At 55.8% G+C, this 24,856-nt stretch carries 24 protein-coding genes and 4 pseudogenes; 10 read left to right on the top strand and 18 right to left on the bottom strand.

Annotation, left to right across the window (positions count from 1 at the left end):
* Positions 1–184 precede the first annotated feature (184 nt).
* From AC1MEE_RS10055 to AC1MEE_RS10065, 3 genes are all read right to left on the bottom strand, one after another.
* The gene (locus AC1MEE_RS10055) at positions 185–1,600 is read right to left on the bottom strand and encodes an amino acid permease (RefSeq protein ID WP_480415188.1); all 1,416 of its coding nucleotides are present in this window, start codon (positions 1,598–1,600) and stop codon (positions 185–187) included.
* Between the two features lie 172 nt (positions 1,601–1,772).
* Complete coding sequence (locus AC1MEE_RS10060; protein ID WP_480415189.1) at positions 1,773–2,828, bottom strand: ornithine cyclodeaminase; 1,056 nt, start codon at positions 2,826–2,828, stop codon at positions 1,773–1,775.
* 50 nt (positions 2,829–2,878) lie between these two features.
* Entirely contained in the window at positions 2,879–3,913 is a 1,035-nt protein-coding gene (locus AC1MEE_RS10065; RefSeq protein WP_480415190.1) for a histone deacetylase family protein, read from the bottom strand.
* Positions 3,914–4,032: 119 nt separating this feature from the next.
* On the opposite strand from AC1MEE_RS10065, the gene AC1MEE_RS10070 reads away from it, so the two are divergent.
* The 3 genes from AC1MEE_RS10070 to AC1MEE_RS10080 all read left to right on the top strand — a co-directional run bounded on the left by AC1MEE_RS10070 (position 4,033) and on the right by AC1MEE_RS10080 (position 5,723).
* Positions 4,033–4,533 carry an Lrp/AsnC family transcriptional regulator gene (locus AC1MEE_RS10070; protein ID WP_480415191.1) on the top strand — a complete coding sequence of 167 codons (501 nt, stop codon included), beginning with the start codon at positions 4,033–4,035 and terminating at the stop codon, positions 4,531–4,533.
* A 185-nt stretch (positions 4,534–4,718) separates the two neighbouring features.
* Complete coding sequence (locus AC1MEE_RS10075) at positions 4,719–5,054, top strand: histone-like nucleoid-structuring protein, MvaT/MvaU family (RefSeq protein WP_480415192.1); 336 nt, start codon at positions 4,719–4,721, stop codon at positions 5,052–5,054.
* Positions 5,055–5,447: 393 nt separating this feature from the next.
* Positions 5,448–5,723 (top strand): GMC oxidoreductase, encoded by a 276-nt coding sequence (locus AC1MEE_RS10080; RefSeq protein ID WP_480416199.1) that lies wholly within the window; start codon positions 5,448–5,450, stop codon positions 5,721–5,723.
* Between the two features lie 147 nt (positions 5,724–5,870).
* Here the strand turns inward: AC1MEE_RS10080 and AC1MEE_RS10085 are convergent, their stop codons facing one another.
* Entirely contained in the window at positions 5,871–6,137 is a 267-nt protein-coding gene (locus AC1MEE_RS10085; RefSeq protein WP_154980627.1) for a hypothetical protein, read from the bottom strand.
* Positions 6,138–6,256: 119 nt separating this feature from the next.
* Positions 6,257–7,345 (bottom strand): asparaginase, encoded by a 1,089-nt coding sequence (locus AC1MEE_RS10090; RefSeq protein ID WP_060540686.1) that lies wholly within the window; start codon positions 7,343–7,345, stop codon positions 6,257–6,259.
* 283 nt (positions 7,346–7,628) lie between these two features.
* On the opposite strand from AC1MEE_RS10090, the pseudogene AC1MEE_RS10095 reads away from it, so the two are divergent.
* The 3 genes and pseudogenes from AC1MEE_RS10095 to AC1MEE_RS10105 form a co-directional block, all read left to right on the top strand.
* Positions 7,629–8,081 (top strand): annotated as a pseudogene (locus AC1MEE_RS10095) (gamma-glutamyltransferase); the annotation flags it as partial.
* Between the two features lie 357 nt (positions 8,082–8,438).
* Entirely contained in the window at positions 8,439–8,783 is a 345-nt protein-coding gene (locus AC1MEE_RS10100) for a Rossmann-fold NAD(P)-binding domain-containing protein (RefSeq protein WP_480415194.1), read from the top strand.
* Between the two features lie 49 nt (positions 8,784–8,832).
* Positions 8,833–9,273 carry an SRPBCC family protein gene (locus AC1MEE_RS10105; RefSeq protein WP_480415195.1) on the top strand — a complete coding sequence of 147 codons (441 nt, stop codon included), beginning with the start codon at positions 8,833–8,835 and terminating at the stop codon, positions 9,271–9,273.
* Between the two features lie 209 nt (positions 9,274–9,482).
* Here the strand turns inward: AC1MEE_RS10105 and AC1MEE_RS10110 are convergent, their stop codons facing one another.
* From AC1MEE_RS10110 to AC1MEE_RS10125, 4 genes are all read right to left on the bottom strand, one after another.
* Entirely contained in the window at positions 9,483–10,562 is a 1,080-nt protein-coding gene (locus tag AC1MEE_RS10110) for an alkene reductase (protein ID WP_480415196.1), read from the bottom strand.
* Positions 10,563–10,654: 92 nt separating this feature from the next.
* A complete protein-coding gene (locus AC1MEE_RS10115; RefSeq protein WP_480415197.1) occupies positions 10,655–11,494 on the bottom strand; it encodes a pirin family protein in 840 nt (279 codons plus the stop codon).
* A complete protein-coding gene (locus tag AC1MEE_RS10120) occupies positions 11,491–11,637 on the bottom strand; it encodes a hypothetical protein (protein WP_480415198.1) in 147 nt (48 codons plus the stop codon). Before AC1MEE_RS10120 ends, AC1MEE_RS10115 begins: the two co-directional genes overlap by 4 nt.
* A gap of 45 nt (positions 11,638–11,682) precedes the next feature.
* The gene (locus AC1MEE_RS10125) at positions 11,683–12,066 is read right to left on the bottom strand and encodes a DoxX family protein (RefSeq protein WP_480415199.1); all 384 of its coding nucleotides are present in this window, start codon (positions 12,064–12,066) and stop codon (positions 11,683–11,685) included.
* Positions 12,067–12,205: 139 nt separating this feature from the next.
* Here AC1MEE_RS10125 and AC1MEE_RS10130 point away from each other — a divergent pair, with 139 nt between their 5' ends.
* Positions 12,206–13,132 carry a LysR family transcriptional regulator gene (locus AC1MEE_RS10130; protein WP_480415200.1) on the top strand — a complete coding sequence of 309 codons (927 nt, stop codon included), beginning with the start codon at positions 12,206–12,208 and terminating at the stop codon, positions 13,130–13,132.
* Between the two features lie 122 nt (positions 13,133–13,254).
* A pseudogene (locus tag AC1MEE_RS10135) lies at positions 13,255–13,443 on the top strand (histone-like nucleoid-structuring protein, MvaT/MvaU family); the annotation flags it as partial.
* Positions 13,444–13,782: 339 nt separating this feature from the next.
* Here the strand turns inward: AC1MEE_RS10135 and AC1MEE_RS10140 are convergent.
* Positions 13,783–14,028: pseudogene (locus AC1MEE_RS10140) on the bottom strand (transposase domain-containing protein); the annotation flags it as partial.
* Positions 14,029–14,176: 148 nt separating this feature from the next.
* Here AC1MEE_RS10140 and AC1MEE_RS10145 point away from each other — a divergent pair.
* Positions 14,177–14,806, top strand: coding sequence for a LysE family translocator (locus tag AC1MEE_RS10145; RefSeq protein WP_480415201.1), 630 nt, complete (start codon positions 14,177–14,179; stop codon positions 14,804–14,806).
* Between the two features lie 17 nt (positions 14,807–14,823).
* Here AC1MEE_RS10145 and AC1MEE_RS10150 read toward each other — a convergent pair.
* The 8 genes and pseudogenes from AC1MEE_RS10150 to AC1MEE_RS10185 form a co-directional block, all read right to left on the bottom strand.
* Positions 14,824–15,355, bottom strand: a pseudogene (locus AC1MEE_RS10150) (IS66 family transposase); the annotation flags it as partial.
* Positions 15,356–15,436: 81 nt separating this feature from the next.
* Positions 15,437–15,907 (bottom strand): IS66 family insertion sequence element accessory protein TnpB, encoded by a 471-nt coding sequence (gene tnpB, locus AC1MEE_RS10155; protein WP_480415202.1) that lies wholly within the window; start codon positions 15,905–15,907, stop codon positions 15,437–15,439.
* Positions 15,908–16,130: 223 nt separating this feature from the next.
* Positions 16,131–17,123 carry a LacI family DNA-binding transcriptional regulator gene (locus AC1MEE_RS10160; RefSeq protein WP_480415203.1) on the bottom strand — a complete coding sequence of 331 codons (993 nt, stop codon included), beginning with the start codon at positions 17,121–17,123 and terminating at the stop codon, positions 16,131–16,133.
* Between the two features lie 75 nt (positions 17,124–17,198).
* Positions 17,199–18,701: a glycoside hydrolase family 32 protein gene (locus AC1MEE_RS10165; protein ID WP_480415204.1), complete on the bottom strand. Its 1,503-nt coding sequence runs from the start codon at positions 18,699–18,701 to the stop codon at positions 17,199–17,201.
* The gene (locus AC1MEE_RS10170; RefSeq protein ID WP_480415205.1) at positions 18,698–19,843 is read right to left on the bottom strand and encodes an ABC transporter ATP-binding protein; all 1,146 of its coding nucleotides are present in this window, start codon (positions 19,841–19,843) and stop codon (positions 18,698–18,700) included. The genes AC1MEE_RS10165 and AC1MEE_RS10170 overlap by 4 nt, the downstream gene beginning before the upstream one ends.
* A 27-nt stretch (positions 19,844–19,870) precedes the next feature.
* Positions 19,871–20,713 (bottom strand): carbohydrate ABC transporter permease, encoded by an 843-nt coding sequence (locus AC1MEE_RS10175; protein ID WP_054597387.1) that lies wholly within the window; start codon positions 20,711–20,713, stop codon positions 19,871–19,873.
* Positions 20,710–21,672, bottom strand: a complete 963-nt coding sequence (locus tag AC1MEE_RS10180) for a carbohydrate ABC transporter permease (RefSeq protein WP_480415206.1) — start codon at positions 21,670–21,672, stop codon at positions 20,710–20,712. Before AC1MEE_RS10180 ends, AC1MEE_RS10175 begins: the two co-directional genes overlap by 4 nt.
* Positions 21,673–21,693: 21 nt before the next feature.
* Positions 21,694–22,968, bottom strand: coding sequence for an ABC transporter substrate-binding protein (locus AC1MEE_RS10185; protein WP_480415208.1), 1,275 nt, complete (start codon positions 22,966–22,968; stop codon positions 21,694–21,696).
* 157 nt (positions 22,969–23,125) lie between these two features.
* Here AC1MEE_RS10185 and AC1MEE_RS10190 point away from each other — a divergent pair, with 157 nt between their 5' ends.
* Positions 23,126–24,700 (top strand): carbohydrate porin, encoded by a 1,575-nt coding sequence (locus AC1MEE_RS10190; RefSeq protein ID WP_480415209.1) that lies wholly within the window; start codon positions 23,126–23,128, stop codon positions 24,698–24,700.
* Positions 24,701–24,856: the final 156 nt, after the last annotated feature.

The following is a 24,856-nucleotide window of genomic DNA, read 5'->3' on the forward strand; positions in this document are numbered from 1 at the left end:
GGCCATTTCCGCTCTCGCTCCTTCTAGTTGTCGAAGCAGGAGCCGAAACGTTCATCCAAAGAGTTGGCCGTCAGTGACATTTGACGGCCTTCGCTTGCAGCTTTTCGACCCGCAGGTGCCCCCAAAATGCCTCGTCGCTCAAGGGCGTTTCACTGCATCGGCACCCAAAGGCTCCAGGTGAACATCAGCTGTACTGACTTGTCGATCCAGCAGCGGGTTTGGGCCTCCAGGTGTGGGTCAGCTGATAGGCAATTGCCAACCATATGAACCACCCCGGCATGACCATTAAGGCAATACGGGTGTCAGGTCTTAATGCCAGCAAACAGAGAACAAAGCCCAGGAACGCCAAAGAGAACCAGGCCATCGGCACGCCGCCAGGCATCTTGTAGGCCGATTTCGCATGCAGGTCGGGCCGGCTTTTGCGATAGGCAATGTACGACGCGAGGATGGTCGACCAAGTAAAAATCACCAGGATCGCCGACACGGTAGAGACGATGGTAAACGCTGTCATGACTTCCGGAACGATAAACAGCACCAGTACACCCACCAGCATCAACAGTGTGGTGAACGCCAGGCTCAGCAGGGGCACGCTACTGCTCGACAGGCGCCGAAAAATCCCCGGAGCATTGTCCTGATTCGCCAGTCCAAACAGCATGCGACTGGATGAAAATACGCCACTGTTGGCCGATGAGGCGGCAGACGTCAGCACCACAAAGTTGACGATACCTGCTGCTGCGGGAAACCCTGCAACCAGAAACAGTTCGACGAAGGGGCTCTTGTTGGGCGAAACCTGTTGCCAGGAAGTCACCGCAATAATGCAGGCCAGTGCCAACACATAAAACAGGATGATTCTCAGCGGAATCGAGTTGATGGCTTTTGGCAGGGTCTTCTCGGGGGAACGGGTTTCGGCGGCTGCGATGCCGATCAGCTCGGTGCCGGCAAATGAGAAGATGGCCATCTGGAAACCGGCGAAGAAACCGAACAAGCCGTTAGGGAAGGTTGCCTGTTTATCCAGCAGGTGGCTCAGGGATGCCGTGACGCCATTGGGTGAGACAAAGGAGCTGGCAATCAGCACCATGCTGACGCCAATCAGGGTGACGACAGCAATGATCTTGATGATCGCGAACCAGAACTCCACCTCACCGAAAAGCCTCACGGTCAGCACGTTCAAGGCAAACAGCGTCATTAGCATACCGATGGCCGGTATCCAGGCGGGTACATCGGGGAACCAGTACTGAAAGAATCCGCCGACCACCACGGCATCGCCCACCACCGCGACGCTCCAACTCAGCCAGTACGACCAACCGAGGAAAAATGCCGCTCGTGGGCCGAGGTAAGCACCGGCAAAATCCGCAAAGCTTTTGAAGTTCAAGTTGGACAGCAACAGTTCGCCCATGGCGCGCATGACGAAGTAGACGAACATCCCGATGATCATATAAATGAGGATGATCGACGTGCCTGAGAGGGCAATGATCTTCCCGGAACCCATGAACAGACCGGTACCGATGGCACCTCCCATGGCCATTAATTGAATGTGACGATTGCTGAGCGTGCGCTGCAGCGCGGGCTGTTCAACCCGCTCGGACGGAGTCGATTTCATTACAAAACCTCTTGATTTTATGTTTTTGAGTTTTGGCAGAAAGTGGGTGTCTAGCGTTCTTGTTAGAGATGCAACGGCTACTGACGGTGGTGGTTTGCGGCTGGCAGGGTTTCGCGTTCACTACAGGGTGAGTGGCCCTTGGCACTTTGCTCAGGGGCATCACCTATGGCTATCAGCTGGCCGTGCGTAGGCGCGAGGGGACGATTGCTGGCTGCTGATCAAGCAGTTGGTAGAGATTTTTTATGTTGGCAGGCGTCGGCACCAGATGGATGCGCTCACCGATAGCATGCTCTCGCGCCAGGTCGTGCACGTAGCGCAGTGACGAAAAGTCTTCGAGGGCAAAGCCCACCGAATCGAACACGGTGACCTGTGCGTCGTTCTCGCGCCCCAGTACTTCGCCCAGAACAATCCGGAAGAACTCGACGACGGGAAAGTCGGGCTCCAGTTGTTGAATATCGCCTTCAATCCGGGTTTGAGGTTCAAACTCAACGATGACCCGGGCATTGCGCAGGATCTCGGCGTGCAGTTCGGTTTTCCCCGGGCAGTCACCGCCGACGGCATTGATATGCATGCCGGGCTCGATCATCTCGGGCGTCAGAATCGTTGCATAGGCTTTGTCTGCGGTGACTGTGGTGACGATGTGCGCGCCCTTGACCGCTTCCTGCACCGAGTTGGCCAGAATCACCTCAATATCCGGGAATGCTGAAAGGTTGTGCTTCAACTTAAGTGAAGCGTCGCGATCGATATCGAAAATGCGTATTTGTTTGATGGACAGCATTTCGTGGAAGGCGAGGGCCTGAAATTCGCTCTGGGCGCCATTGCCGATGATTGCCATGGTGCTTGCACCCGGGCGCGCCAGGGACTGCGCGACCAGGGCGGAGGTCGCGGCAGTGCGCAGGGCTGTGGTCAGCGTCAGTTCACTGAGCAAGGTTGGATAGCCACTGTGGACATCGGCCAGGACACCGAAGGCCATGACCGTCAGCAAGTCCCTTTGACCGTTGTCCGGGTGACCATTCACGTATTTGAACGAGTACTGTTGGCCATCGTCGGTCGGCATCAACTCGATCACACCGTCGGCCGAATGATTGGCGGTGCGGGGCGACTTATCAAACTGCGCCCAGCGTGAATAGTCAGCTTCGATGTAAGCCGCCATTTCGCGGATTGCCCGGCGGATTCCCACCTTGGCGAACAGGCGTGCGGCATGATCGACGTCTATAAAAAGAGTCATGTTTTTATTCTCCGATTCAATAGTTGAAGCGCTGCGATTCAGGGGATGACTCAGGCGCGTTTGCTCTCGTAACCATGCAGCACGTTGACCGCATTGATCCCGATTTCATCGACCATGTAGCCGCCTTCCATCACGAACAGGGTGGGGCAGCCCACGCCCGCTATCAGCTCACCGATGCCGATGAAGTCTTCACTTTCCAGCAGGAAGTGGCTGATGGGGTCGTCCTTGAACGTGTCGACGCCCAGTGAAATAACCAGCACTTCAGGCGCAAATTGCTGGAGTTTCTTGCAGGCGTGAAGCAAGGCGATGCGGTAGCCTTCCCAGGTGGTGTTCTTCGGCATCGGATAGTTCAGGTTGTAACCTTCGCCGTGCCCAGCGCCGACTTCGTGGCTGAAGCCTGAGTAGTACGGATAGGACACCGCCGGTTCGCCGTGCAGCGAGACAAACATGACGTCGCTGCGCCCGTAGAAGATGTTCTGCGTGCCGTTGCCATGATGAAAGTCGACGTCCAGTACCGCGACACGTTTTGCGCCTTGGGTAACGGCCTGTTGTGCGGCAATGGCGGCGTTGTTCAGATAGCAGTAGCCGCCCATGTATTCGCGCGCTGCGTGATGGCCGGGCGGGCGGCACAGGGCAAAGGCACTGTCGTGGCCTTCATCAATCAGCGCCAGTCCGGTTAGCGCGATATCAGCGCTGGTTTTTACCGCTTGCCATGTGGTGGCGGTGATGGGGGAGCCAGCGTCCATGGCATAGAAACCAAGCTTGCCGTCGATAAAGCTCGGCACTTGCTCGTTGGCCAGGTCGCGCACCGGCCATACCAGCGGCAGGGCATCGTGGGTACGTCCGGTCGCGCACCATTCTGTCCAAGCACTTTCCAGAAAGCTGACGTAGCGCTCGCTGTGCGCGTTGACGTAGCACGTGCGGTCAAATGCGCGCGGTTCGATGATCTGGCCAAGGCCTACCTGCTTGACGCGGTTATGGACGGTATCGGCCCGACTGGGCTGTTCGAACGACGGCTTGAGCACGCCGTCTTTCAATTCGGTGCCGTGGTGCAAACGGTGGGAATCACTGAAAACTGTAAACATTCTGCGCATCCGTTAATGTGAGCCAGTGCAAATATTCTGTTCCGGTCGGGATGCGCTTTCTTTGCTTTGTTCTCGTGGTTTACTAGATTGTTCGGGCGTTTTTACTCAGGAATGGCGTAATGCAGAAAAAATTATCCAAACGCATCAGCCTCGACGAGACTGACTTGGCGATACTCACGTTGCTGCAAGAGGATGCGAGCATTTCCAACGCCGAGCTCAGCGAGCGCCTGTCGTTAAGCCTTACGCCTTGCTGGCGGCGGCGAAAGAGAATGGAGGAGGCGGGCGTGATTAAGGGCTATCAGGCGAACCTTGATCGACGAATGCTGGGGCTGGACATCATGGCGTTCGTGCACATCCGTTTTTCCACCCACGCCGATCACGCTCCCGACGCCTTCGAGGCGGTGATTGCGCAATTGCCCGAAGTGTTGTCCTGTCACAAGATCACCGGGGATGCCGATTACGTGCTGCAAGTGTTGGCAGAGGATCTTGATAGCTATAGTGACTTTATCGAGCAGGTACTCAGGCGTCAGGTGGGTATTGCATCCATCCAGTCCAGCCTGGCATTACGCGAGGTCAAGACCAGTAGCCGTATTGCGATACCCAAATCGAGTAAGGACTGAGCGGGCAAGCGTTAGATCACCTTTTCAAAGTCGCGTTAGAGACTGCCTTGTTTCGACGGCACTTGGCTTACCTTTTCAAGAAATTCGGCAATCGTGAGCAATTGATCGTTGGAGAAGCCGCTGGCCACTGAAACATAGCTCTCGTGGATGCCTATGTATAACTCGATCAAGTTGGCTGCCGCTTGATGGTCGAGCTCAATCAACACGCTCCGTCGGTCGTCAGGGGGGGGAAACCCTGTGTACATAAACAGGAAATTGAATTTGAGACGAAGCTGCGCGCTTTGCTTGCGAAGTATGGCTACAGCTTGAAAGACATCGTCAATTTGCTTGATCCGCAAGCAGGGCGGCGCGCTCCAGCAGTCCAGTCGCAATCGGGCACGCGCAAACCTCGCCAGGTGAAGGTCTACAAAAATCCTCACACCGGAGAAGTCGTCGAAACTAAAGGCGGTAACCACAAAACGCTGAAGGAATGGAAAGCGGAATACGGCTCGGACACCGTGGAGTCTTGGCTGACTAAGTGATTCTGGTTGAGTACAAAAAAGGCCCTCTACAGGGCCTTTTTTATTGGTTGCGAACTGGGTGTAAGAGATTGAGTGTAGGAAGCCCTCGTAGGACATGTAGATAGCCGTTGAGATGCCAGGAGAGCATTTTCACCTACGAGTCCTGACAGAAAAAAATGACGTCATGACCCCTATAACTTCCAAAAAAAAGCAAAATTGCTCATGGCCTGAATCCTTGAATCTCAGCAATCAGCTCTTCGTTGAAGCCGATCAGCTCAGCTGACGTGGCCTATGCGCTCTTGAGTAACCGTTCAAGGCGACCGCACTGTTCTTACCTGGGAGCGTACCAACTGGAATGCCCACCTAACCCTCGTCAACACATTCAAAAAAGTCCTCAAAGAAGCGGGATTTCCTATCGTACTCACACGCCCGTTTGATAAACGCACGCCTTCGCATCAGTGCGGAACCATCCGAATGGGCAATGATTCTGCCAGCGCGCCGCTGGACATCTACTGCCGTTCATACGACCACCCAAACCTGTTTGTCGTCGATGCCAGCTTCATGCCGACGTCTGCCGCAGTGAACCCCTCACTAACGATTGCAGCTCAGGCTCTTCGCGTGGCTGAGCACATATCACTTGTAGACTTAAAGGCTGCTACTGACCTTAAACCTCAAGCAATACTGTCCTGAAATAGCGCCAGATAGCCTTTGAATGCCTTCAGGGCAGGCATCGAGTATCAAAATCCCTCAAGCGCTAAAACGAACGTGACGAAGGCGGTATATCCGGATTTGGAATGGAGTATTACGCGGATCACCGGTAGCGATCCGCGAGAATGCTTACTCTGGCATTGTCCAGGATTGCAGCTTGTAGCCCTCCTGGCTCAACTCGGCGCGCACCTCTTCCAGCACGCGTTCCAGCTGCGCCGGGTCGGAATAGGCACTGCTTGGAATCTGTTTGCGGCCAATACGAGTGTTGGCCCGGTCGATGACGGTCAGGCTCAGTTCGCCATTACCGTCTTGCGGAGCCCAAGCGACGCATTGAAAAGGTTCGAATGCGTGGCCGGCAATCAAAAGTGCTTCGTTGATGCGGAGCGGGGTGCTCATGGGTCTTCTCTCCTTGTACCCAAACAAATGATGTGCCGTCGGTTGGGCTTACCAGTCGGCTGGTTATTAGTACTGATGCGCAAAGGGGTGCCCGACCTGATCAGGTCGGGCGAGGTGAATCAGTATTCCCAGAACATCCGTTGCAGTTCTTTGCTGTCCTGAGTCTTGGTCAGAGCAACCATCGCCAGGATGCGGGCTTTTTGCGGGTTCAGGTCATGGGCAACGACCCAGTCGTATTTGTCATCAGGCTGCTCTGCGTTACGCAGTACAAAACCACCGGCATTGACGTGGGAAGAACGAATGATCTGTACGCCGTCCTTACGCAACGCCTGCAAGGATGGGACGACGCGCGAAGAGACCGAGCCATTGCCAGTGCCAGCATGGATGATGGCTTTAGCGCCAGATTGAGCCAGGGCCTTGTAAGCGGTGTCGCTGACATTGCCATAGGAGTAAGCAATTTCGACGTCAGGCAGGCTCTTGATGGTTTTGATGTCGAATTCAGAGTCCATGGTGTGACGCTTGGCTGGCAGGCGGAACCAATAGGATTTGCCTTCGACCACCATACCCAGCGGGCCCCAGGCGCTTTTGAAGGCTTCAGTCTTGATGTTGATCATCTTGCTCACATCACGACCCGACTGGATCTCGTCGTTCATGGTGACCAGTACACCTTTGCCATGCGCATCTTTGCTGCTGGCGACCGCGACGGCGTTGTACAGGTTCAGCATACCGTCGGCAGACATGGCGGTGCCCGGGCGCATCGAGCCAACGACCACGATTGGCTTGTCGGTTTTTTCCACCAGGTTAAGGAAGTATGCGGTCTCTTCCAGGGTGTCGGTACCGTGAGTAATCACGATGCCATCGACGTCTTTGCTGTCGGCCAGTTCCGCGACGCGGCGACCCAGTTGCAGCAGGTTTTCGTTGGTGATGCTTTCCGACGCGATTTGCATGACTTGTTCGCCACGCACATTGGCCAATTGACTCAGCTCGGGCACGCCAGCAATCAACTGATCGATACCCACTTTGGCCGCTTGATAAGTGGCGCTGTTGGCGGCACTGGCGCCTGCCCCGGCGATAGTCCCGCCGGTAGCGAGGATCACAACGTTAGCCAGTTTTTGTTTGGTTTCGACTTCTTTTGCTTGAAGTGCGGTAGGGAGTAGCAGCAGGAGGGCCAAGGCGCCCGGAACAAAGGTATTGAAAGCAGATTTCATTATTGTTCTCTCTAGTTGTAATGACGATGCTGATGCAGGTTCATCTAGAAACACCCCGGGCAGATCTGAATGCCGTGGGGTCTTGGAGGAGAGCAGGATCTGTACCAGCTGCACTTTGTCTGGATAATTATTGTAACTATTTGATATATAACAATTTTTTATAAAATTTTTGTTTCGCAATACAGATCGATGTCCGGTTTTCCGACGATGTGGAGGCTTTGTGTTCGGCAGTCCGAAAATAATCACGATAAAAACCGCTTGGCCCTACGAAAGTGGGAGGAGTGACTTCTCTGCCCTTGCCGGAGTGCCCAATCAGATGGGAGTTGTCGGTAATGACACCAACGCGATTGAGCCCGGAAAGAGACCACTTTCCTCGATGTCTCCGACCATTTTTCTGAAGGATGGAAAAGTCGCGTTGGTCATCGGCACGCCGGGTGGCCCTAGAATTTTTACGTCGATTTTTCAGGTGGTGAGCAATATCTATGACTTCAAATTGCCGCTGAAAGATTCAGTTAGCGCGATGCGCTTTCACCATCAATTGCTGCCGGCAAATACCATTTTTTGGGAACCTTACTCTCCGATCACGGGGCAGTTAGCCAGGGATCTCGACGCCAAGGGCTACAACTTAGTCGACCAGGGCTTCAATGGTGATATCCAGGCAATCAAGGTTGATGGCGGTATCCCGGAGCCAGTGACAGACCCAAGGGGGAGGGGAGTAACAATGCTGGTGAAATAGCCTGCTACTGCAAACAAATAAAGCGACCGGAACATCGTGTCTCCAGTCGTTTTTTTCTTGTGTAGCCATCACCGCCTGATGACGGGAGTCAACACGGGAATAGGGGTAGGAGTAAAGGATCTCACAGACCCGTTATCGCCAGTTCGCCGAGGTTGAGTTGAAGCTCAACGAACTGGTCGGCTTGCTGCCCATCCCAAGCTACATGCACCGTTAACCGATTTCGACAATCTGCCGGAAACGGCTGATTTGTGGCGGGCGGATGCCGTGATCTGCACATTGGGCACAACGATGCCGCGCGCTGGATCGAGAGACTTATTTCGGCGTGTTGATTATGCGTACCCATTGGATGTAGCACACTTGGCCAGAGTGAATGGCACCGCAACATACGTTCTCAATTCGGCCATAGGGGCGAACCCGAACTCGAGCTTTTTCTACAATCGGGTAAAGGGCGAATTGGAGACATCTCTTGCAAGGCTTGGTTTTGAATCGCTCTCCTATGTGAGGCCCGGCGTCATCAGAGGGACGCGCGAAGAACTGCGGTTGGGTGAGCGTGCACTGGTGCTTGCGCTCGGCCTGGTCGGGAGATTGTTACCTGTTAGCTGGCGACTTAACCCCGCGTCGCGGATCGCCCAGGTGCTGCTCGAATCAGCCCTTGAGCGCAGACCGGGTGTTCACATCATCACCTCCGAGCGCTGCATTTGAGCCGAGGTTAGGTGTTTTTAAAAGTAGATAATTTCAAAGGAGATACACGATGCCGATGGTTGAGTTTTCCGCTGTCTTGGACAGCGATGCAGGACACGCCTGGGGCGTATTGAAGAAATTTGGTGAGATTCAAAAATGGCATCCCTCGATTGTCGAAAGCAGCATTGAGGACAACCAGCCTGATGGATTTGTTGGCTGCATTCGCAAACTCACGTTGGCCGATGGCGCAGTTGTCAGGAAGCGTTTGTTATCGGTCGATGATCGCAATTTAACGCTGTCCTACCGCTTCGAGGAAGCTCCGTTACCGCTGGATAACTATGTGGCCACCGTGAAATTGGCCTCTCTTACTGGACAGTCCAAGACGTTCATCAATTGGTCTGCAAGCTTCGACCTGCAAGATCTGAATACCGCAGAACACTACCAGGAGCTCATTCGAGGACTGATCGTGGATGGCCACAATAGTCTCCAGTTGTTTCTTACCAAGCTCTGAGCACGGTTTCGGCACCGTCGAATCCTGTCTGAGAAAGTGACTTTGGTTTGAGTACAAAAGGGCTCTGCGAGAGCCCTTTTTGTTAGCGGATATCTGCGCCTTAGGACGCGACGCATGACTTCAAATCGGCGAAGCGCCAGCGAATGGCTCGCGATCGCCGTGAGACACTGCGCTGACTGACTTCTAATCCAGCATTTTGCTCATAGTGTCTATCGGGATTCGGCCATGGTCGGATAGTCCGTATAACCGCGCTCTTCACCTTGGTAGAAAGTCGTTGGGTCTGCATCGTTCAGGGCTTCGCCTTGTTTGAATCGCTCTACCAAATCCGGGTTGGCCAGGAACGCGGTGCCAAACGACACCAGATCAGCTTCACCTAAGCTGAGCGCTGTTCCAGCTCGCTCTGCGTCATAGCCACCATTGGCAATGTAGGTGCCACCGAAACGACGCTTTAGTTCTCTGAAATCGAATTGCACTGCACCGAACTCCACCACATGAAGGTAGGCCAACCCATAGCGACCGAGCATCTTGGCCGCGTAGTTGAAAGTCGCTTGGGGATCGCTGTCGCTCATGGAGAAGTAATTGAAGATCGGCGACAGGCGAACACCCACGCGGCTGGCCCCGAAGACCTCGATGACGGACTCGACTACCTCCTTGAGAAATCGGGCGCGATTCTCTGCAGAACCGCCGTAGGTATCAGTTCGAGTATTGGTGCCATCGCGTAGGAACTGGTCGATCAAATAACCGTTTGCACCGTGGATTTCAACGCCGTCGAATCCAGCTCGTTTCGCATTTTCGGCTCCTTGGCGAAAATCAGCGATCACGCCGGGAATCTCATCGAGACCCAGAGCCCGTGGCAATTCGTAAGACTTCAGTCCCTCATGCGTGTAAATTTCGCCATCAGCCTTGATCGCTGAAGGTGCTACTGGCAGTTCGTTATTGATCTGCACCAGCGGATGTGAAAGTCGTCCGACATGCCAGAGTTGCAGGAATATACGTCCACCCTCTGCATGAACAGCGTCGGTCACTTGTTTCCAGCCCGCGATCTGCTCGGCGGTAAAGATGCCCGGCGTTCTCATATAGCCTTTGCCTTGTGCCGAGACCTGAGAACCCTCGGTAATGATAAGACCGGCACCGGCACGTTGCCGGTAATACTCGACCACGGTGGGTGTCGGAGTATCGCCTTCACCGGCCCGGCTTCGCGTCAGCGGCGCCATGACCATGTGGTTTTTCAGGGGGAGGGTGCCGATCTGCGCCGGGGACAAAAGGAGGTCGAGATTGCTCGTGGTCATGATGTATCTCAGTTGGATTTGGGATGTATGATTTGGGATCGTTGAGGGTATTTTCGCGTAGGGTCGTATCGACCACAGGCGCAAATCGGGCGCTAGCTCAGTCGCCCCTCATGCCGCAGGCGTGCGCCAATCCGCTGTATTTCAGTTTCGCCCTGCGCCAGTGCCGCCTTGCTCGTGTGCACCGAGTAGTGACCCATCACCAGATCGTGCGGATGCTTCACCGCTGAGCCCATCACGAATGAGCAATCGCCTTGTGCCACGAAGTCGATGTGTTGCTCGGACTCCTCGAACACTGCGAGTTCGCCGGCATTAATCAGGCCCCCTACGTCCAGCCGTCCTGCATTAACCGCGAGCCAGGCAACGGTGTGACCGGACGGCGGGGTGTACCGCCAGCGCTCCCCGTCTTTCAAATTCACGGCGAGATAGTTCATTTCACTCGGAGCTTCAATCAGGCTCTGCGCAGCACCGTAGCGGCCCAGGAGCACGCGCGCTGGGCCTGATTGCGGAACTTGGGAGGGTGCAAGATAGACACTCAGCGCGGGTGCGTTCTCTAGCGACGGCGGTAGTGCCACCCAGAGCTGGAATCCCTGCATTGAGGACTCGTTGGCTAGCGTAGCGTCGTGCCACACCCCGTTACCGGCGCGCATCCACTCAACACCACCGGCAGGCAATACACCTGTCGCACCAGTGGTGTCTTCATAGGCGATGTCGCCTTTGGTCATGAAGGTAACCGTCGCGATCCCGGAGTGCGGGTGCATGCCGAAATTCGACTTACCGCGACTCGCGCTTAAACTGAAAATATCAAGGAAGATAAAAGGCTTCAAAAGCTCGCCCAGATCGCCAGGGCTCATAAGCCGCGTTATAGGGCCATGTGTGCTGCCCTTAGTGCGATGGACAATGGCGCGTTGCAGAACTGCGACGGTGGCGGTCATATGTTTTCTCTCGGTGTTTTGAGCGCCTGGGCCCACCAGACAATGTCGTCCAGCAGCTCTTTGGCTGCCTGGGCCAGATGCGAGTAATCGTTGAAGTGCTTTCCCTGTTGCCAGATGCTGATGAGGGGGAGAGGTGAGGTCATAGGTTGTTCCAGCAGATTGTGCGAGAGCGCAATAGACGCTAATGACTAGCTTGCTGCACTGAACTGGGACACCGGGCGCAACTGCCAGGCCACGAAGGCAGACATGACGGCCAAAACCATCGCTGGTGCAGGGTTGCCGCCAATCACGAGAAGATGCGTTGCTGCACCGCAGATCATGGTCACAGCCAGCATTAGTCCACCGAGGAAACCTGTGGCAGGTTTTAGCAGTAACACTGCGCCTATTACCTCGATGGCACCGGTCAGATAGCGAAACCATTGGCCTACGCCGATGGCATCGAACACTTGAACCATTTGCGGCGCGCCGGCCAGCTTTGCGATGCCAGCCGCAGCGAACGCCAGTGCCAGCAGGGCGCGAACGCCCCAAACGATGCGGCGGTGAACGGGGGAAAGAGAAGTGGATGTAGTCATGGATAGCAAAGACCTTGTCTGGGGTTGTGCAGTCGAGGGTCAACTGCAGCTATGCCTGAAGGATATGCGCCTGGTAATTGCTTTATTAGATGGCATAATTGGATTGAACTGATCCATTTAACGAAGGGGTGGCGATAAGATGCTTGACCTGAACGACGTAGCCTTGTTTGTACAAGTGGTGCGCAACGGCAGCTTTGCCGAAGCGGCGCGGCAGCTTGGAATGCCGTCCAACACCTTAAGCAGGCGCGTTCAACAACTCGAGGCGCAGCTCGGCACACGGCTGCTGCAGCGCTCCACGCGCAAACTCACACTTACCCATTCAGGTCAGGCTTTTCATGATCGTTGCTCCGGCGCGGTAGAAGGCCTGATCGATGCCGGACAGCAGTTAATGACGGGAAGCCAAGAGCCGAGTGGCACCGTGCGCATTGCGGCGATGGCTGATTTCTTCGACTTCTTCCCTATGGAATGGGTGGCCGATTTTCTAACCGAGCATCCACGGGTGCAGCTTGACTTCGTACTGAGTGATGCACGCGCCGATTTGATCGCTGATCGGATCGACATCGCGTTTCGAGGCGGCACTTTGCAGGACTCAGGATACGTCGGTCGCCAACTCATTGGAGCTGGTAATGAAGGTTTGGTCGCCAGCCCCAAGTACCTCAATAAACGAGGTGTGCCCGCTACGCTGGAGGATCTGGTCAACCACGACTGTGTGAGTTTCGGTCATCCTAGCGGCGTCACCACATGGCGTCTTGATGGGCCAAACGGTGTTGAGGAAGACGTGCAGATTACCAGCCGTTTCAATGGCAACACCGCTCAAGCTTTGCGTAAGGCCACGTTGGCTGGGTTGGGCATTGCGTTGCTGCCGCCCACCATGACTAAATTTGATCTTCAGGCGGGGCGCCTTGTCTCTGTGCTACCGAATTACCATCGCACGGGTTACGGCTTGCATGTGCTTTATCCCAGTCGGCAACATTTGCCGTTGGCGGTATCAGCATTCATTGGATTGGTGATGGAGAAGCTGGAAGAGCAAGCATTCCCTGCGAGGGTTTTACCTCAGCAGGTTTGATACGGTATTCGGGCTTATGACCGTCATACCACAGGCGGGGCTCTGGCTGACTGGATCGAAAGCAAAGCGTCTGAGAAGGGAAAAATATACCAGGTCATACTGTCGAACCTGACGTCAGTAGACCCATAACCGGTCGTCGCGCACCCGCCACTGAACAAAAAGCCGGCAGCCGCAAGCCACACCAGGTGAAGGTCTACAAAAATCCGGAATCTGGCGAAGTCGTGGAAACCAAAGGCGGTAATCACAAAACATTGAAGGAATGGAAAGCTGAGCACGGCTCTGACACAGTCGAGTCATGGCTGACCAAGTGAGTTTGGTTTGAGTACAAAAGGGCCCTTCGATGGGACTTTTTTGAACCGGGATTTTGGGTAGCCTTAACCAATTTTTAATAGTCTGACCTGCGGTGTTGATTGGGCTGCTCACGTGGTCGGGCACCCTCATAATCTCTATTTCCGAACATTTCTCGATGCGCTCGTGAAGGATGCCATGACAACAACCGCCACTCCATTTGATAAATATGAGATCTCCTCAACGACGACGATGGACGAAAGACTCAATTTCCATTTGGCTTCACCCGAAGGCACATTCACGGATTACGTAGAATCCAATCGGTTAGAAATCACTGAACAAATTGCGTCCAAGCACGTTATCTATCTGGATACGAACGCCTGGAAGTGCATAAGCGATTTCATTCGAGGAAAACCAACGCTTACACCTGAAATGCTGGATTTTGCCCAGACCGCAACCAATGAACATGTGAGAGCCAGCTGCGTCGGCAGGCGCGTGAGAACGTCCTTCAGGCAAGCATTTGGATCGTGCCAATCGAGCCTTGCCGACTGGATCAAACTCATGATCGCAGCCGCGCGTTTGTCGCTGCGTAACGACCCCGAGAACAGCCTGTCCACGTGCCCTATGCATCCCTGCGACAGCAGCAGTTAACGCTCCCTGAAAATCGACTGTTGCTATTAGATAAACTCTGACTGTAGCTACCGCCATATCAATAGTTCGCTTACCGTCGTCGCTCAAGCCTACGGAGTGATGCCCATGCCGGATGCAGCCAATCTCTATCTATTCGTTGTCGCCGCCATGCTCCTGTTAATCGTTCCTGGCCCGAACATGGCTTTTGTGACCAGCCATGCGTTGGCCCACGGTTGGCGTGCGGGCTTCGCTGCCGCGCTTGGTATTTCCTTCTCTGACTTGCTGATGACCGCTTTGGTTAGCGCAGGTATTGGCGCTATGGTAATGAGCTGGGCACCAGCGTTCGAAGTACTACGCGTGGCCGGGGCGTGTTATCTCATATGGATCGCCTGGCAAGCTTTAAAAACGCCAGCAGTGACTCAGGGCACTCAACCTCAGTTGGCTTCCTTGTGGAAAATCTTCGCCCGAGGCACCCTCAACAGCCTCTTGAATCCTAAGGCGCTTTTGTTCTTTATGGTATTCCTGCCTCAATTCGTCAGCGTAACAACCTGCGATGTTAGCCTCCAATTAATGTTCCTTGGAGCGCTGCTTGCGCTGATCGCGCTAATCTTCCATACCGTACTTGGGATGTGTGCCGGGCAGCTAAGAGGGAAACTGGGCAGCGGCAGGATCTCCAAGCGTTTGGGGACGTATGGTTTTGCTGGGGTGATGGCAGCGTTGGCGGCACGCTTGTTGTTTCTTGACCGCCCGCTTTGACGCAGTGCAGGACAGAGCGGGGGACGCGCCCGGCAAATACACTCAAGCTCGCGCGCGCCCCCGCGCTTATGGCGCTCGACGGTGAACACGCCCGGTGTGTAGTCGAGTTTCTCGCTGACATCCTCGCCAATGCGCTTGAGGGCGCAGCCGCAGGTGCACTGGGTGTTGTCCGGTTCGTGGTGGATCAGAGTACGCGGGAACTGTGATGGCAAAGCCGTGCGTTTAGATTTTTGCCGAGCCTCGGTCGAAACTGGGGGCCGGTTGCAGCGCCTCAAGCTCGGCTTCGATGGCCGCGATGTCGGTGTCGATCAAGTCATCGAGAAGGCTGGCTTGATCCGGGCTTAATTGTTCGCTGCGCTTGGCAAACTTGAAGCGCTTGAGCTGCGCGATCTCGTGGGCCAGTTTCTCGTTGACCGTTTTGTGGTGATGGATCTGCTTGTCCATGGACTCGATTTTTTGATCGATACTCTCGACATGCTGCATCAACTGCGCAGCCAGAGCGCGCAGTTGTTCAGGGTTCAGTTGGTCTAGCTTGGGAAGCGAAGTCATGCCGCCGATTTTGCTAGAGCAGGCCAACACCGGCGATAGACCCATCGGACAATTGCACGGACAGGCTGGCCATGGCAGGCGTCACACGATGGAAATAGCGTCGCCCGGCCCGACGCGTTGCCAGGGCAAACCCAGTACGAGCGCGCGCAACTGTTCAGTATTCAATTCCATTTGATGACCGTGCCTGAAACCCGGCCAGAAAAATTTGCCCTGATGCAGGCGGCGGGCCGCCAGCCAGATACCCAACCCGTCGTGCACCAATACCTTGATGCGCGTGGCGCGACGATTGGCAAACAGGTAGGCACAGTGCGGCTGCGCCGCACCGAACACTGCCACCACCCGCGCCAGTGCGGTCTCAGTACCGGCGCGCATGTCCATGGGTTCGGTGGCGAGCCAGATCGAGTCAATGCGCATCATCCCCATTTTGGAAGGTAGCTCTCCTACCACTATCAGTCTCAGACTGGTTTCGGCCTGTGCCAGCCGGTCAGGAAGCATTTGCTTCGAACCCATGTAAACCTTCAAGCCGAGCAGCGGATCTAGGGAGAGTTGCATAGCGCGCTGCCAAAGCCTTCTCACTTGCACGAGTTGAAGCTGGCGCGTAGGCGCCACATCCTCTAGATGTCGAGCCCAAGGAGCTCCCAACCGGGAAGGATCGATACCTTGCCGAGTGAGCTCCTCGATTACGCCTACAAGCCAAGTGGCACTGAAGGTCAGAGGTCGGGTCATGTTACGTCCATTAGCCGCAGCGCAATGCTTGGTTGGAAAGAGACAATTCTTATAGTGATGCCCTGACCACCAATGGACAATCAACTGGCTGGGCTCCCGATACCTCAAGGGTCTCGATCAGGTGCCGGGCAGCCTTGCGACCGATCTCGTAGTACGGCAGTTGCACTGTGGTCAGCGGCGGGATGAACAGCTCAGCGATACCGATCATGTTGTCGTAGCCGAGCACGGCGACATCGTCGGGAATTTTCAGGCCACGGCCCAACAACACCTGATAGGCACAAAAAGCAATACGGTCGTTGCCACAGATCAGAATGTCGAACTGGGGACGACTATCAATGATGTGCCGGTCGAGGATGGCTGCGGTTTCACCATAGGCGTCATGATCGGAAAGGTCATATTGCAGGAGTGCGTCAGGCAACAGCCCGAATGCCTGACAGGCACGCTGCATGCCTCTTTGTCGCAGACCCCAGGCCAGGCTCTGTTTTGGAAGATTGATAAACAGAGGGCGCCGATAGCCTTGACTCAATGCGTGATGTACGGCTCGATACTGCCCCATTTCGTCGTCGGGCACATAACTGACCAGGCGACTGTCATCCGCCAGGCAATTGGCGAGTACCAGGGGGGTGCTCTTCAATCGCTCGGGAATGCACACCTCGCGCAACCCCATGGCGCTGAAGATCAACCCGTCGGGACGGTGCGATAACATCAGGTCGATGTTCTGGTCGGTGGGCGGGTTGCTTAACAGGTTGAGGATAAATACATTCCAGCCTGCTTGCTGCGCGGTCTGTTCGATGGACAGCAGCAGCTCGACGGCGAACGGTGTGGTCGCGGTGTCCAGTGCGAACACACCGATGGTTCGCGTCTGGAGGTTGTCGCCGCGAATCCTGCGCGCCGACAGGCTCGGCACGAATTGCAATTCGTCAATGGCGCGACGCACCCGCTGATAGGTTTCGGGGCTCAATTTTTCCGGATTGTTGAGCGCTCGAGAAACCGTCATCAGGGACACGCCGGCCAGCTGTGCAACGTCTTTCACTGAAGTCATGCGAGGCGAAACCGGTCAGGTTGACGGAGAATCATGACACATGGCCCGCGCTTCTCGCGACTCGAATGATGCTGCTCATAGCCATCCCGAGGCGAGAGGCCATGCTCTGGGAATCGAGACACGCCCGCCACTCCCGCTTGCAAGGAGCTTCACACCCAGACTGCCGGGCTGCGGATAGAGGCGACTGCTGAGGCTGAAGCCCCCGTTTTCGTCAAACACCTCGATGGACGAGCGATCGAGGAACACGCGCAGTTCGAGTCGCTCTTGTCTCGGGTCTATCGACACGCTGCGCTGACCTGTGGCTTGCGCACCCGAGCGGCTACGGTCAAGCACCAGACGACGCAGCGACGCATCGTAGTAGAGCAGGGTTTCTTCATGGCCATCGTCGCTGCAGCGCAAGGCGATTCCCAAGTGCCCGTCGGTGCAGCCGAGCAAATCCAGATGCACATGGATTTCGAGCATATCGCCATTCACTTGCGGCACCCACCGGGTTCCCGACTCATCCCACCAAGGCGTACCCGGCAATGGCGCCTTGCGTAGTGCGGTGAGCTCCCGTGCGGGATACACGCACAGGCGATCTGCGCGCAGTTCAAGTTCGCGCGGCAAACCGAGCATGCCGCACCAGTGATGGGCTTTGCTCGGCATCGGGCTTTCCCACATGTCGAGCCACGCCCACAAAAGTCGCCGACCATCAGCGGCCATTAGCGTTTGCGCTGCATAGAAATCGTGGCCGTTATCCAGCTCGATAAAAGGCCCGCCAGTGAAGTGCCATTCGCTGTCGAGTCGGCCCACTCGATAACCAGTCTGGTACTTGTTCAGCCGTTCGTAACCGTGGGGTTGCATGCCTTGGGGGGAGTACAGCAGTACATCGCGTCCGTTCAGTCGAAACAGATCCGGGCATTCCCACATATAGCCATCGCCCTCGCTGCCGCTGGACACATAGTCAAGGAACTCCCAGACGTGCAGATCCGTGGAACGGTACAACGGGAGCAGCGGCCTATCGCCCAGACGTGCGCCGGCAATGAGGTACCAACAGTCATCCTCCTTCCATACCTTAGGGTCACGAAAGTGCATGATAGTGTCTTGCGGCGCGGTCTCGATGACTGCGCCATGCTTGACGAACTGGATGCCGTCGATACTGGTGGCCAGGCACTGGACTTGACGGATAGAGCGTTCGTCACCCACTTCCCCCAGCCAGGTGTGTCCGGTGTAGATCAATGCCAGGGTATCTCCACACACCACCGCGCTACCGGAAAAACAACCGTCACGGTCGAAGTCATCGCCGGGTGCTAGCGCAATGGGCAGGTGCTGCCAATGAACCAGATCGGCACTCTTGGCGTGCCCCCAATACATAGGGCCCCATTTCGCCTCGAAGGGGTAATGTTGATAGAAAACGTGATATTCGCCACGAAAGTACACCACCCCGTTAGGGTCGTTCATCCAGCCTGCCGGGGGAGCAATATGATAACCGGGTCGATAATCGTGGATGACGCGAGACAGGCCGTCACTCAGTGCACGCTGCGCAAGGTCAAGGGAAGAAGACATTGGGTCGCTCATGGTATTCAAAGACAAGGTCATAGGGCGCGTGCTCGAACTGAGCGCAGAGAGACGTCATTCGGCAGGTTTTCAATGGCTTGTGGGTGGCGCTTCAAGGCCGTGCCGTCGGCGTCGAACAGATGCAGGTTGTCGATGTCCAGCTGCAGTTCGACCCGATCGCCCGCCTGCCATCCGGCGTTGACCTCACAACGACAGATCAGTGGCTCGTCCTGACCTGTTTCGAGGTGCACATACGTTTCGCTACCCAGGTATTCGACCCCGGTCACGATGACGCCGACGGTTCCCTCAGCCGCTTTGAGCGATACGTGCTCCGGGCGAACCCCGAGGCTCAGCAGAGTGTCCGCCGCCAGGTTTGAGCTGTCGAAGGGCAGGGAGGTCATACCCAAAACGGGGGTGTCGACCAGGCTGGTTTCGCCCGGGGCATGCAGGCGCGCCGCCAGAAAATTCATTCTGGGCGAACCGAGAAAACCGGCGACAAAGCGGCTCGCTGGGCGTTCATAGAGTTCGCGCGGTGAACCGACCTGCTCTACGCGACCGCCATTGAGCACGACAATTTTGTCGGCCAGGGTCATCGCTTCCACCTGATCGTGAGTGACGTAGATCATGGTCGAGCCCAGTCGGGCATGCAGCCGGGCGATTTCGTTGCGCATCTGCACCCGCAAGGATGCATCCAGGTTGGAGAGCGGCTCATCGAACAACAAAATGTCCGGCTCCCGCGCCATGGCTCTGCCCATGGCCACACGCTGACGCTGCCCTCCAGACAGTTCTTTTGGCTTGCGTTGCAGCAGTTTGTCCAATTGCAGGATTTGCGCAGTTTTCAGCACCCGCTCGCGCAAGCTGCTCTTTTCAATCTTGGCCAGTTTGAGACCAAAACTGATGTTGTCGTAGACGCTCATATGCGGGTACAGCGCATAAGACTGAAACACCATGCCGACGCCACGCTCGCGCGGCTCCAGGTCGTTGACCCGCCGCCCGTCGATCAGCAGGTCGCCGGCGCAGATCGAATCCAGTCCGGCGATCAGTCGTAGCAAAGTCGACTTTCCGCAGCCCGAAGGGCCAACGAACACCACGAATTCACCCGCAGCGATCTCCAGGCTGACGTCGCGAAGAATCCGCACGCCGCCCAATTGTTTGTTCACGTTGCCTAGTTTCAATTTGATCACGATGCTGTTCCTTGTATTTGTTGGGCATCAACCCTTTAACGCGCCGGCAGTGAGACCGGAAACGATTCGGCGCTGGAAGATCAGCACCAGAATCACCAGTGGGACGGTGACCAGCACCGAAGCGGCCATCAACAGCCCCCAAGGCAGCTCATGGGGACTCCCGCCGGAAATCAAGGCGATGGCGACCGGCACCGTGCGTTGCGTGTCTGTGAGGGTGAAGGTCAGGGCAAACAGGAACTCGTTCCACGCTGCGATAAAGGCCAATAAGCCAGTGGTGACCAGTGCGGGCCAGAGCAGCGGCAACAGCACACGGGTAAGTGTGACCCAGGGCGAAGCGCCATCCATGATTGCCGCTTCTTCCAGTTCATGGGGCAGTTGCCCCATGAACGTGGTCAGCACCCAGACGGTGAAGGGCAGGGTGAAAATCGTGTAGCTCAGGATCAACGCCCAGGACGTGTTGTACAGACCCAAGGCGCGGATCACTTCGAACAGCCCCGACAGTACAGCGACCTGGGGAAACATCGAGACGCCAAGAACCATCATCAATACCGTGCCACGCCCACGGAACTTCACCCTGCCCAAGGCATAGGCGGCGGTCAGGCTGAGGAACAGCGCCAGCGTCACCACGCAAAGCGCAACCACCAGCGAGTTACCGATAGCTCTCAGGAATGAGGATTGGTGGAGTACCGCCGCGTAATTGGAGAAGTCGGGACTATCGATCCAATAGCTCACCTCGAACAAGGCGCTGGATGGCTTCAGCGAAGTCACGATGGCGTAGTAGAAAGGGAAGACCGCATACAGCAGCAAAATCCCGATCAGACACCAGAACCCGAGGCGCAACAGCGCTTTTTTGAGTAGACGCTGGCTCATGAGCGAACCTCCAGTTGACGGCGTCCGAGGTAGAGATAAAGCATGGCGATCACCGCAACGACCAGAAACAGCAGAGTTGAGGCCGCGCTGCCATAGCCAACGTCCTGGAACTCCACCAGGTGCTGGCGGGCATAGACCGACATACTCATGGTGCTCGAAGAGTTCGAGGTCAGCACATAGATAACGTCGAATACCCGCAGGGAGTCGAGGATGCGGAAGATCGCCGCTACCAGCAATGCAGGCATCAACAGTGGAAGCGTGACACGCCAGAACACTTTCAGCGGATGAATGCCATCGACCCTGGCGGCTTCGTAGCAATCGCTCGGCAACATCTGCAAGGCAGCCAGCATCAGCAGCGTGACAAAAGGTACGGTCTTCCAGACGTCGACGATGATGACCGCCCACATCGACAGATCCGCATCTGCCGTCCAGGCCAGAGGAGCGTCAATCAGGCCGAGGCTCAGCATCAGATGATTGATGATGCCGAACTGGTCGTTAAGCATCCATGACCAGATCTTCGCTGAGACAATGGTAGGAATCGCCCACGGAATCAGAATCAACGCACGCACCAGGGAACGGCCGGTGAACTTGATGTTCAGCAGCAACGCCACCAGCAGCCCCAGGACGACTTCCAATCCCACCGACACTACGGTGAAATGCAACGTGTTGCGCACAGCGTTCCACCATTGTGGATCGACCAGGATGCCCGACCAGTTGGAACCGTCGTGGAACAGATAATTGCTCAAGCCTACGAAGGAGCCGCCACTGGTGTCCGCGAGACTGGCGTCGGTCAGGCTGAACCAGAATGTCCGCAGTAGCGGCCAGGCCGCCACTAGGGCCAGACACAGCAACATCGGTGTCAAAAACAGCCAGGCGGCGCGTACTCGGCGACGCTGTATGGGCGTTTCCCTGGTGAGCAGGAGCTCGTCACAGGAGGCATGGGTAGTAGAGACAGACATGGTGATTTTCTTCCTTGTGGCTTACCAGTTCTGGCGTTTGATGCGCGTGAGTTCGCTTTCCAGTTCGGCCAGCGCCTGATCGACAGGCAACTCGCCCGCCAGCACGCCATGCACTCGATCGAAGAACGCATTGGAGACCCGTGGATAGCGATCGGCGGTTATTGAGGCGGGGCGCATGACTCCGTCGTTGAGAATGCTGTGGAGCTGACTGTAGTAAGGCATTGCCGCGAGCAGTTCGGGATCTTGATACAGCGACTCGATAACCGGGTTATAGGCGCCTATCAGAGCACGATGTTTTTGCTGTTGGGCACTGGTCAGGTAGCTCACCAGCTCTGCGGCAAGTTTTGGATGGGCGCTGTAACGCGATACCGCCAGGCCCCACCCGCCGAGGGTGGATGCATGGTTGCCGGTCTCGCCGCCCCGGGGCAGGGGAGCGACCCCAACCTTGTCTTTTACGGCACTGTCCTGGCTTTGCACCAGGGCCCAGACATAAGGCCAGTTACGCATGAACAGCGCATTTCCCGACTGGAATACGCCACGTCCTTCTTCCTCGGTGTAATTGAGTACGCCACGCGGGGAGATGTCTCCTACCCAGCTTTTCGCCAGGGTCAAAGCAGCTCTTGAGGCCTGACTGTTAACCACGATGTCTCCTCGTGGATTGACCAGTCCGCCTTCCGGTTGGCTGCTGATCCACTCCAGCGCATTACACGTCAGGCCCTCGTAGGCGCGTCCCTGAAATATGTAACCCCACACATTGGGGTTACCGGCGTTGCGTTCGGCCTGTTGAACATCCCTGGCGGTAGCGGTCATTTCCTCCCACGTCTGGGGAACCTGCTTGTTGTGCTTCTCTAGCAAGTCCTTGCGGTAATACAGCAGGCCCGAGTCGGTGAACCACGGCATCGTCACCAGCCGTCCGTTTACCGTGGCGTTATCTACCTGTGCCTGGAAGTAGCCTTGGGTAGCGTTGGCTGGAAGCACTTCGCGCAGATCCATCAGATGTTTGGCCAGCATCCCCGGCCACACCATATCGATTTGAATGATGTCGATGTCGGTGGACTGCGCACTGAGGATCTGTTGGTAGAACGACAACCTCTCGGTCGCCGAGTTAGGCGTGGAAACCACCTCGACGTTGTTGCCGGTCTGTTTCGACCACGCCTCGACAGCCTCCTTGCAGAGTTGTAACTCCGCGCCCACCGCACCGCATGAGATCGTCAAATCGGCTGCGCTCGAGACGGATGGAAATCCGGCACAGAAGGTGAGTAGCGCTGCTGGAAGGAGAGATTTCAGCTGTTTCATAAAGCCCTCTTTATTTTTGTTTTTAGAAAAGTTAACGTTAACATCGTCAATGTAGCAGCGTATCTCAAATGAGGCATCTTTTTTTTTCTTGATTCGGACGATTCACGACTCACGAAAAAAGGTCAGCCAAAACAATAAAAACAAACAGGAAATCCAAATGCAGAAAGCATCAAGGTGGCTATTCGCAGGCGTGCTCAGCGCATCGGCGGCAACCTCTCAGGCCGCTACTCTGGAAGAACGCATGGCCGCGTTTGAAGCCCGTGCAAGCGCAGCGGAAAAGCGTGCGGCCGCAGCCGAACAGCAAACTCAGGCACTCGCGAGGGAATTGCAGCAGATCAAACTCGCCACTCCCGCTTTGCAGCCCACTGCATCCACTGCATCCACTGCATCCCAGGCAACGAATCCGGTTCTGGACACCCGACTGGCAAAACTCGAAGCCCGCCAGGAAAGCATGGAAAAACAGGCCAGCACTTCAAACCTCGCTGATGGGTTCAGCTTCAACGGCTATGCCCGCTCTGGATTGCTGATCGACGAGGGGCTTGGTGGTGGCCGTGGCGGCCCTTATACAACTCCGGCCGGTTCGGTTGGTGGTGCAGTCGGGCGACTCGGTAACGAAGACGACACCTACATGCGTATAGACCTGTCGAAAGAAATCTATGCGCAAAACGGCACCCGTTCCAAATTCACGGTCTCCATCGCCGACGGTGTGGAAAGTTCCAATGACTGGACGGCCGACGAAAGCAAACTGAACGTGCGCCAGGTATTCACAGCGCTCGACCATGTCGCTGCGTTCAAGGGCAATTCAGTGTTCGAGAACGCCACCCTGTGGGCAGGTAAGCGATTTGATAGAGATAATTTCGATATCCACTGGCTGGACTCGGACGTCGTCTACCTGGCCGGCACCGGCGGTGGAATCTACGATATGCAGATGAACAAGAATTGGCGCTCGAATTACTCCTTGATTGGGCGTAGCTACGGGGATTTCAGTCAAGGCGGTATTAATGCCGATGTGGCAAGCTACATCCTGACCTCCAACCAGTTCTTCGAGGATGGTCAGTGGCAGTGGATGTTCAATGGCATCGGCGCAAAGAAAAACGATTTCGGTACCCGTACCAATAAAGCGGGTTTGACGCCTGCGGATTCCGGCTTGCACAGCATGCTGGCCAATCACCAGAAAAACTTTTTCGGCAGAGAAGGCTTCTTCAAAACGGCGCTGCTCTATGGGCAAGGTCTGGGGGCAGAGGTCAAGAACGTCGGCTCGGATGGTGAACTGATTGACGATGCCCGCGCTCTGCGTCTGGCACTTTACGGTGAGACACCCCTTGCGCCTGACTGGCGCATCGGGCCCAGCTTGCTGGCCGAACAGAGCAAGGATAGATACGTCAAGGGTGACGACTACCGCTGGCTGACCCTGAACGTGCGATTGGCTAACAAAATCAACAGCAACTTCGAGATGGCCTACGAAATGAGCTGGCAAACCATGAACCTCGACCCGAAGGGCTATCTACAACGTAATGCGGTCGACGGTAACTTTTGGAAATTCACGGTCGCCCCAACATTCAAGCCTGACGTTGGAGATCTGCTCACACGTCCCGAATTGCGTGTGTTCGCAAGCTTTATGAATTGGTCTTCGGATCTGGACAGATACAGTACCTCAGACTCCTTCGGCAAGACGGACTTCAACGCCGGAGGTGTATGGCAATACGGTATACAAATGGAAACCTGGTTTTAATATTTGAACGCATCCGGCCAACACGCCTTCAGGGGGTTATGCCGAGATAAGGGGAAAATTCACTCACTTCGCCCGTAACATACTGTTCTTAATTGCTTTTCTGTTTTTCGCAAACTCGGCTGCAGGGCTTGGGGCTAGGTTGATGTCTTACGTCGT

It is taken from the genome of Pseudomonas sp. ASL3, from assembly GCF_056680425.1.

Bases quoted from the DNA above. Each gene is read 5' to 3' on its own strand.
- AC1MEE_RS10165 (WP_480415204.1), bottom strand. From the start codon at position 18,701: ATGACCTTGTCTTTGAATACCATGAGCGACCCAATGTCTTCTTCCCTT.
- AC1MEE_RS10180 (WP_480415206.1), bottom strand. From the start codon at position 21,672: ATGTCTGTCTCTACTACCCATGCCTCCTGTGACGAGCTCCTGCTCACC.
- AC1MEE_RS10185 (WP_480415208.1), bottom strand. From the start codon at position 22,968: ATGAAACAGCTGAAATCTCTCCTTCCAGCAGCGCTACTCACCTTCTGT.
- AC1MEE_RS10175 (WP_054597387.1), bottom strand. From the start codon at position 20,713: ATGAGCCAGCGTCTACTCAAAAAAGCGCTGTTGCGCCTCGGGTTCTGG.
- AC1MEE_RS10055 (WP_480415188.1), bottom strand. From the start codon at position 1,600: ATGAAATCGACTCCGTCCGAGCGGGTTGAACAGCCCGCGCTGCAGCGC.
- AC1MEE_RS10075 (WP_480415192.1), top strand. From the start codon at position 4,719: ATGGTCGAGCTCAATCAACACGCTCCGTCGGTCGTCAGGGGGGGGAAA.
- AC1MEE_RS10145 (WP_480415201.1), top strand. From the start codon at position 14,177: ATGCCGGATGCAGCCAATCTCTATCTATTCGTTGTCGCCGCCATGCTC.
- AC1MEE_RS10190 (WP_480415209.1), top strand. From the start codon at position 23,126: ATGCAGAAAGCATCAAGGTGGCTATTCGCAGGCGTGCTCAGCGCATCG.
- AC1MEE_RS10120 (WP_480415198.1), bottom strand. From the start codon at position 11,637: ATGACCTCACCTCTCCCCCTCATCAGCATCTGGCAACAGGGAAAGCAC.
- AC1MEE_RS10125 (WP_480415199.1), bottom strand. From the start codon at position 12,066: ATGACTACATCCACTTCTCTTTCCCCCGTTCACCGCCGCATCGTTTGG.
- AC1MEE_RS10160 (WP_480415203.1), bottom strand. From the start codon at position 17,123: ATGACTTCAGTGAAAGACGTTGCACAGCTGGCCGGCGTGTCCCTGATG.
- AC1MEE_RS10090 (WP_060540686.1), bottom strand. From the start codon at position 7,345: ATGAAATCTGCTTTCAATACCTTTGTTCCGGGCGCCTTGGCCCTCCTG.
- AC1MEE_RS10105 (WP_480415195.1), top strand. From the start codon at position 8,833: ATGCCGATGGTTGAGTTTTCCGCTGTCTTGGACAGCGATGCAGGACAC.
- tnpB (WP_480415202.1), bottom strand. From the start codon at position 15,907: ATGCAACTCTCCCTAGATCCGCTGCTCGGCTTGAAGGTTTACATGGGT.
- AC1MEE_RS10070 (WP_480415191.1), top strand. From the start codon at position 4,033: ATGCAGAAAAAATTATCCAAACGCATCAGCCTCGACGAGACTGACTTG.
- AC1MEE_RS10060 (WP_480415189.1), bottom strand. From the start codon at position 2,828: ATGACTCTTTTTATAGACGTCGATCATGCCGCACGCCTGTTCGCCAAG.
- AC1MEE_RS10085 (WP_154980627.1), bottom strand. From the start codon at position 6,137: ATGAGCACCCCGCTCCGCATCAACGAAGCACTTTTGATTGCCGGCCAC.
- AC1MEE_RS10110 (WP_480415196.1), bottom strand. From the start codon at position 10,562: ATGACCACGAGCAATCTCGACCTCCTTTTGTCCCCGGCGCAGATCGGC.
- AC1MEE_RS10115 (WP_480415197.1), bottom strand. From the start codon at position 11,494: ATGACCGCCACCGTCGCAGTTCTGCAACGCGCCATTGTCCATCGCACT.
- AC1MEE_RS10130 (WP_480415200.1), top strand. From the start codon at position 12,206: ATGCTTGACCTGAACGACGTAGCCTTGTTTGTACAAGTGGTGCGCAAC.
- AC1MEE_RS10065 (WP_480415190.1), bottom strand. From the start codon at position 3,913: ATGTTTACAGTTTTCAGTGATTCCCACCGTTTGCACCACGGCACCGAA.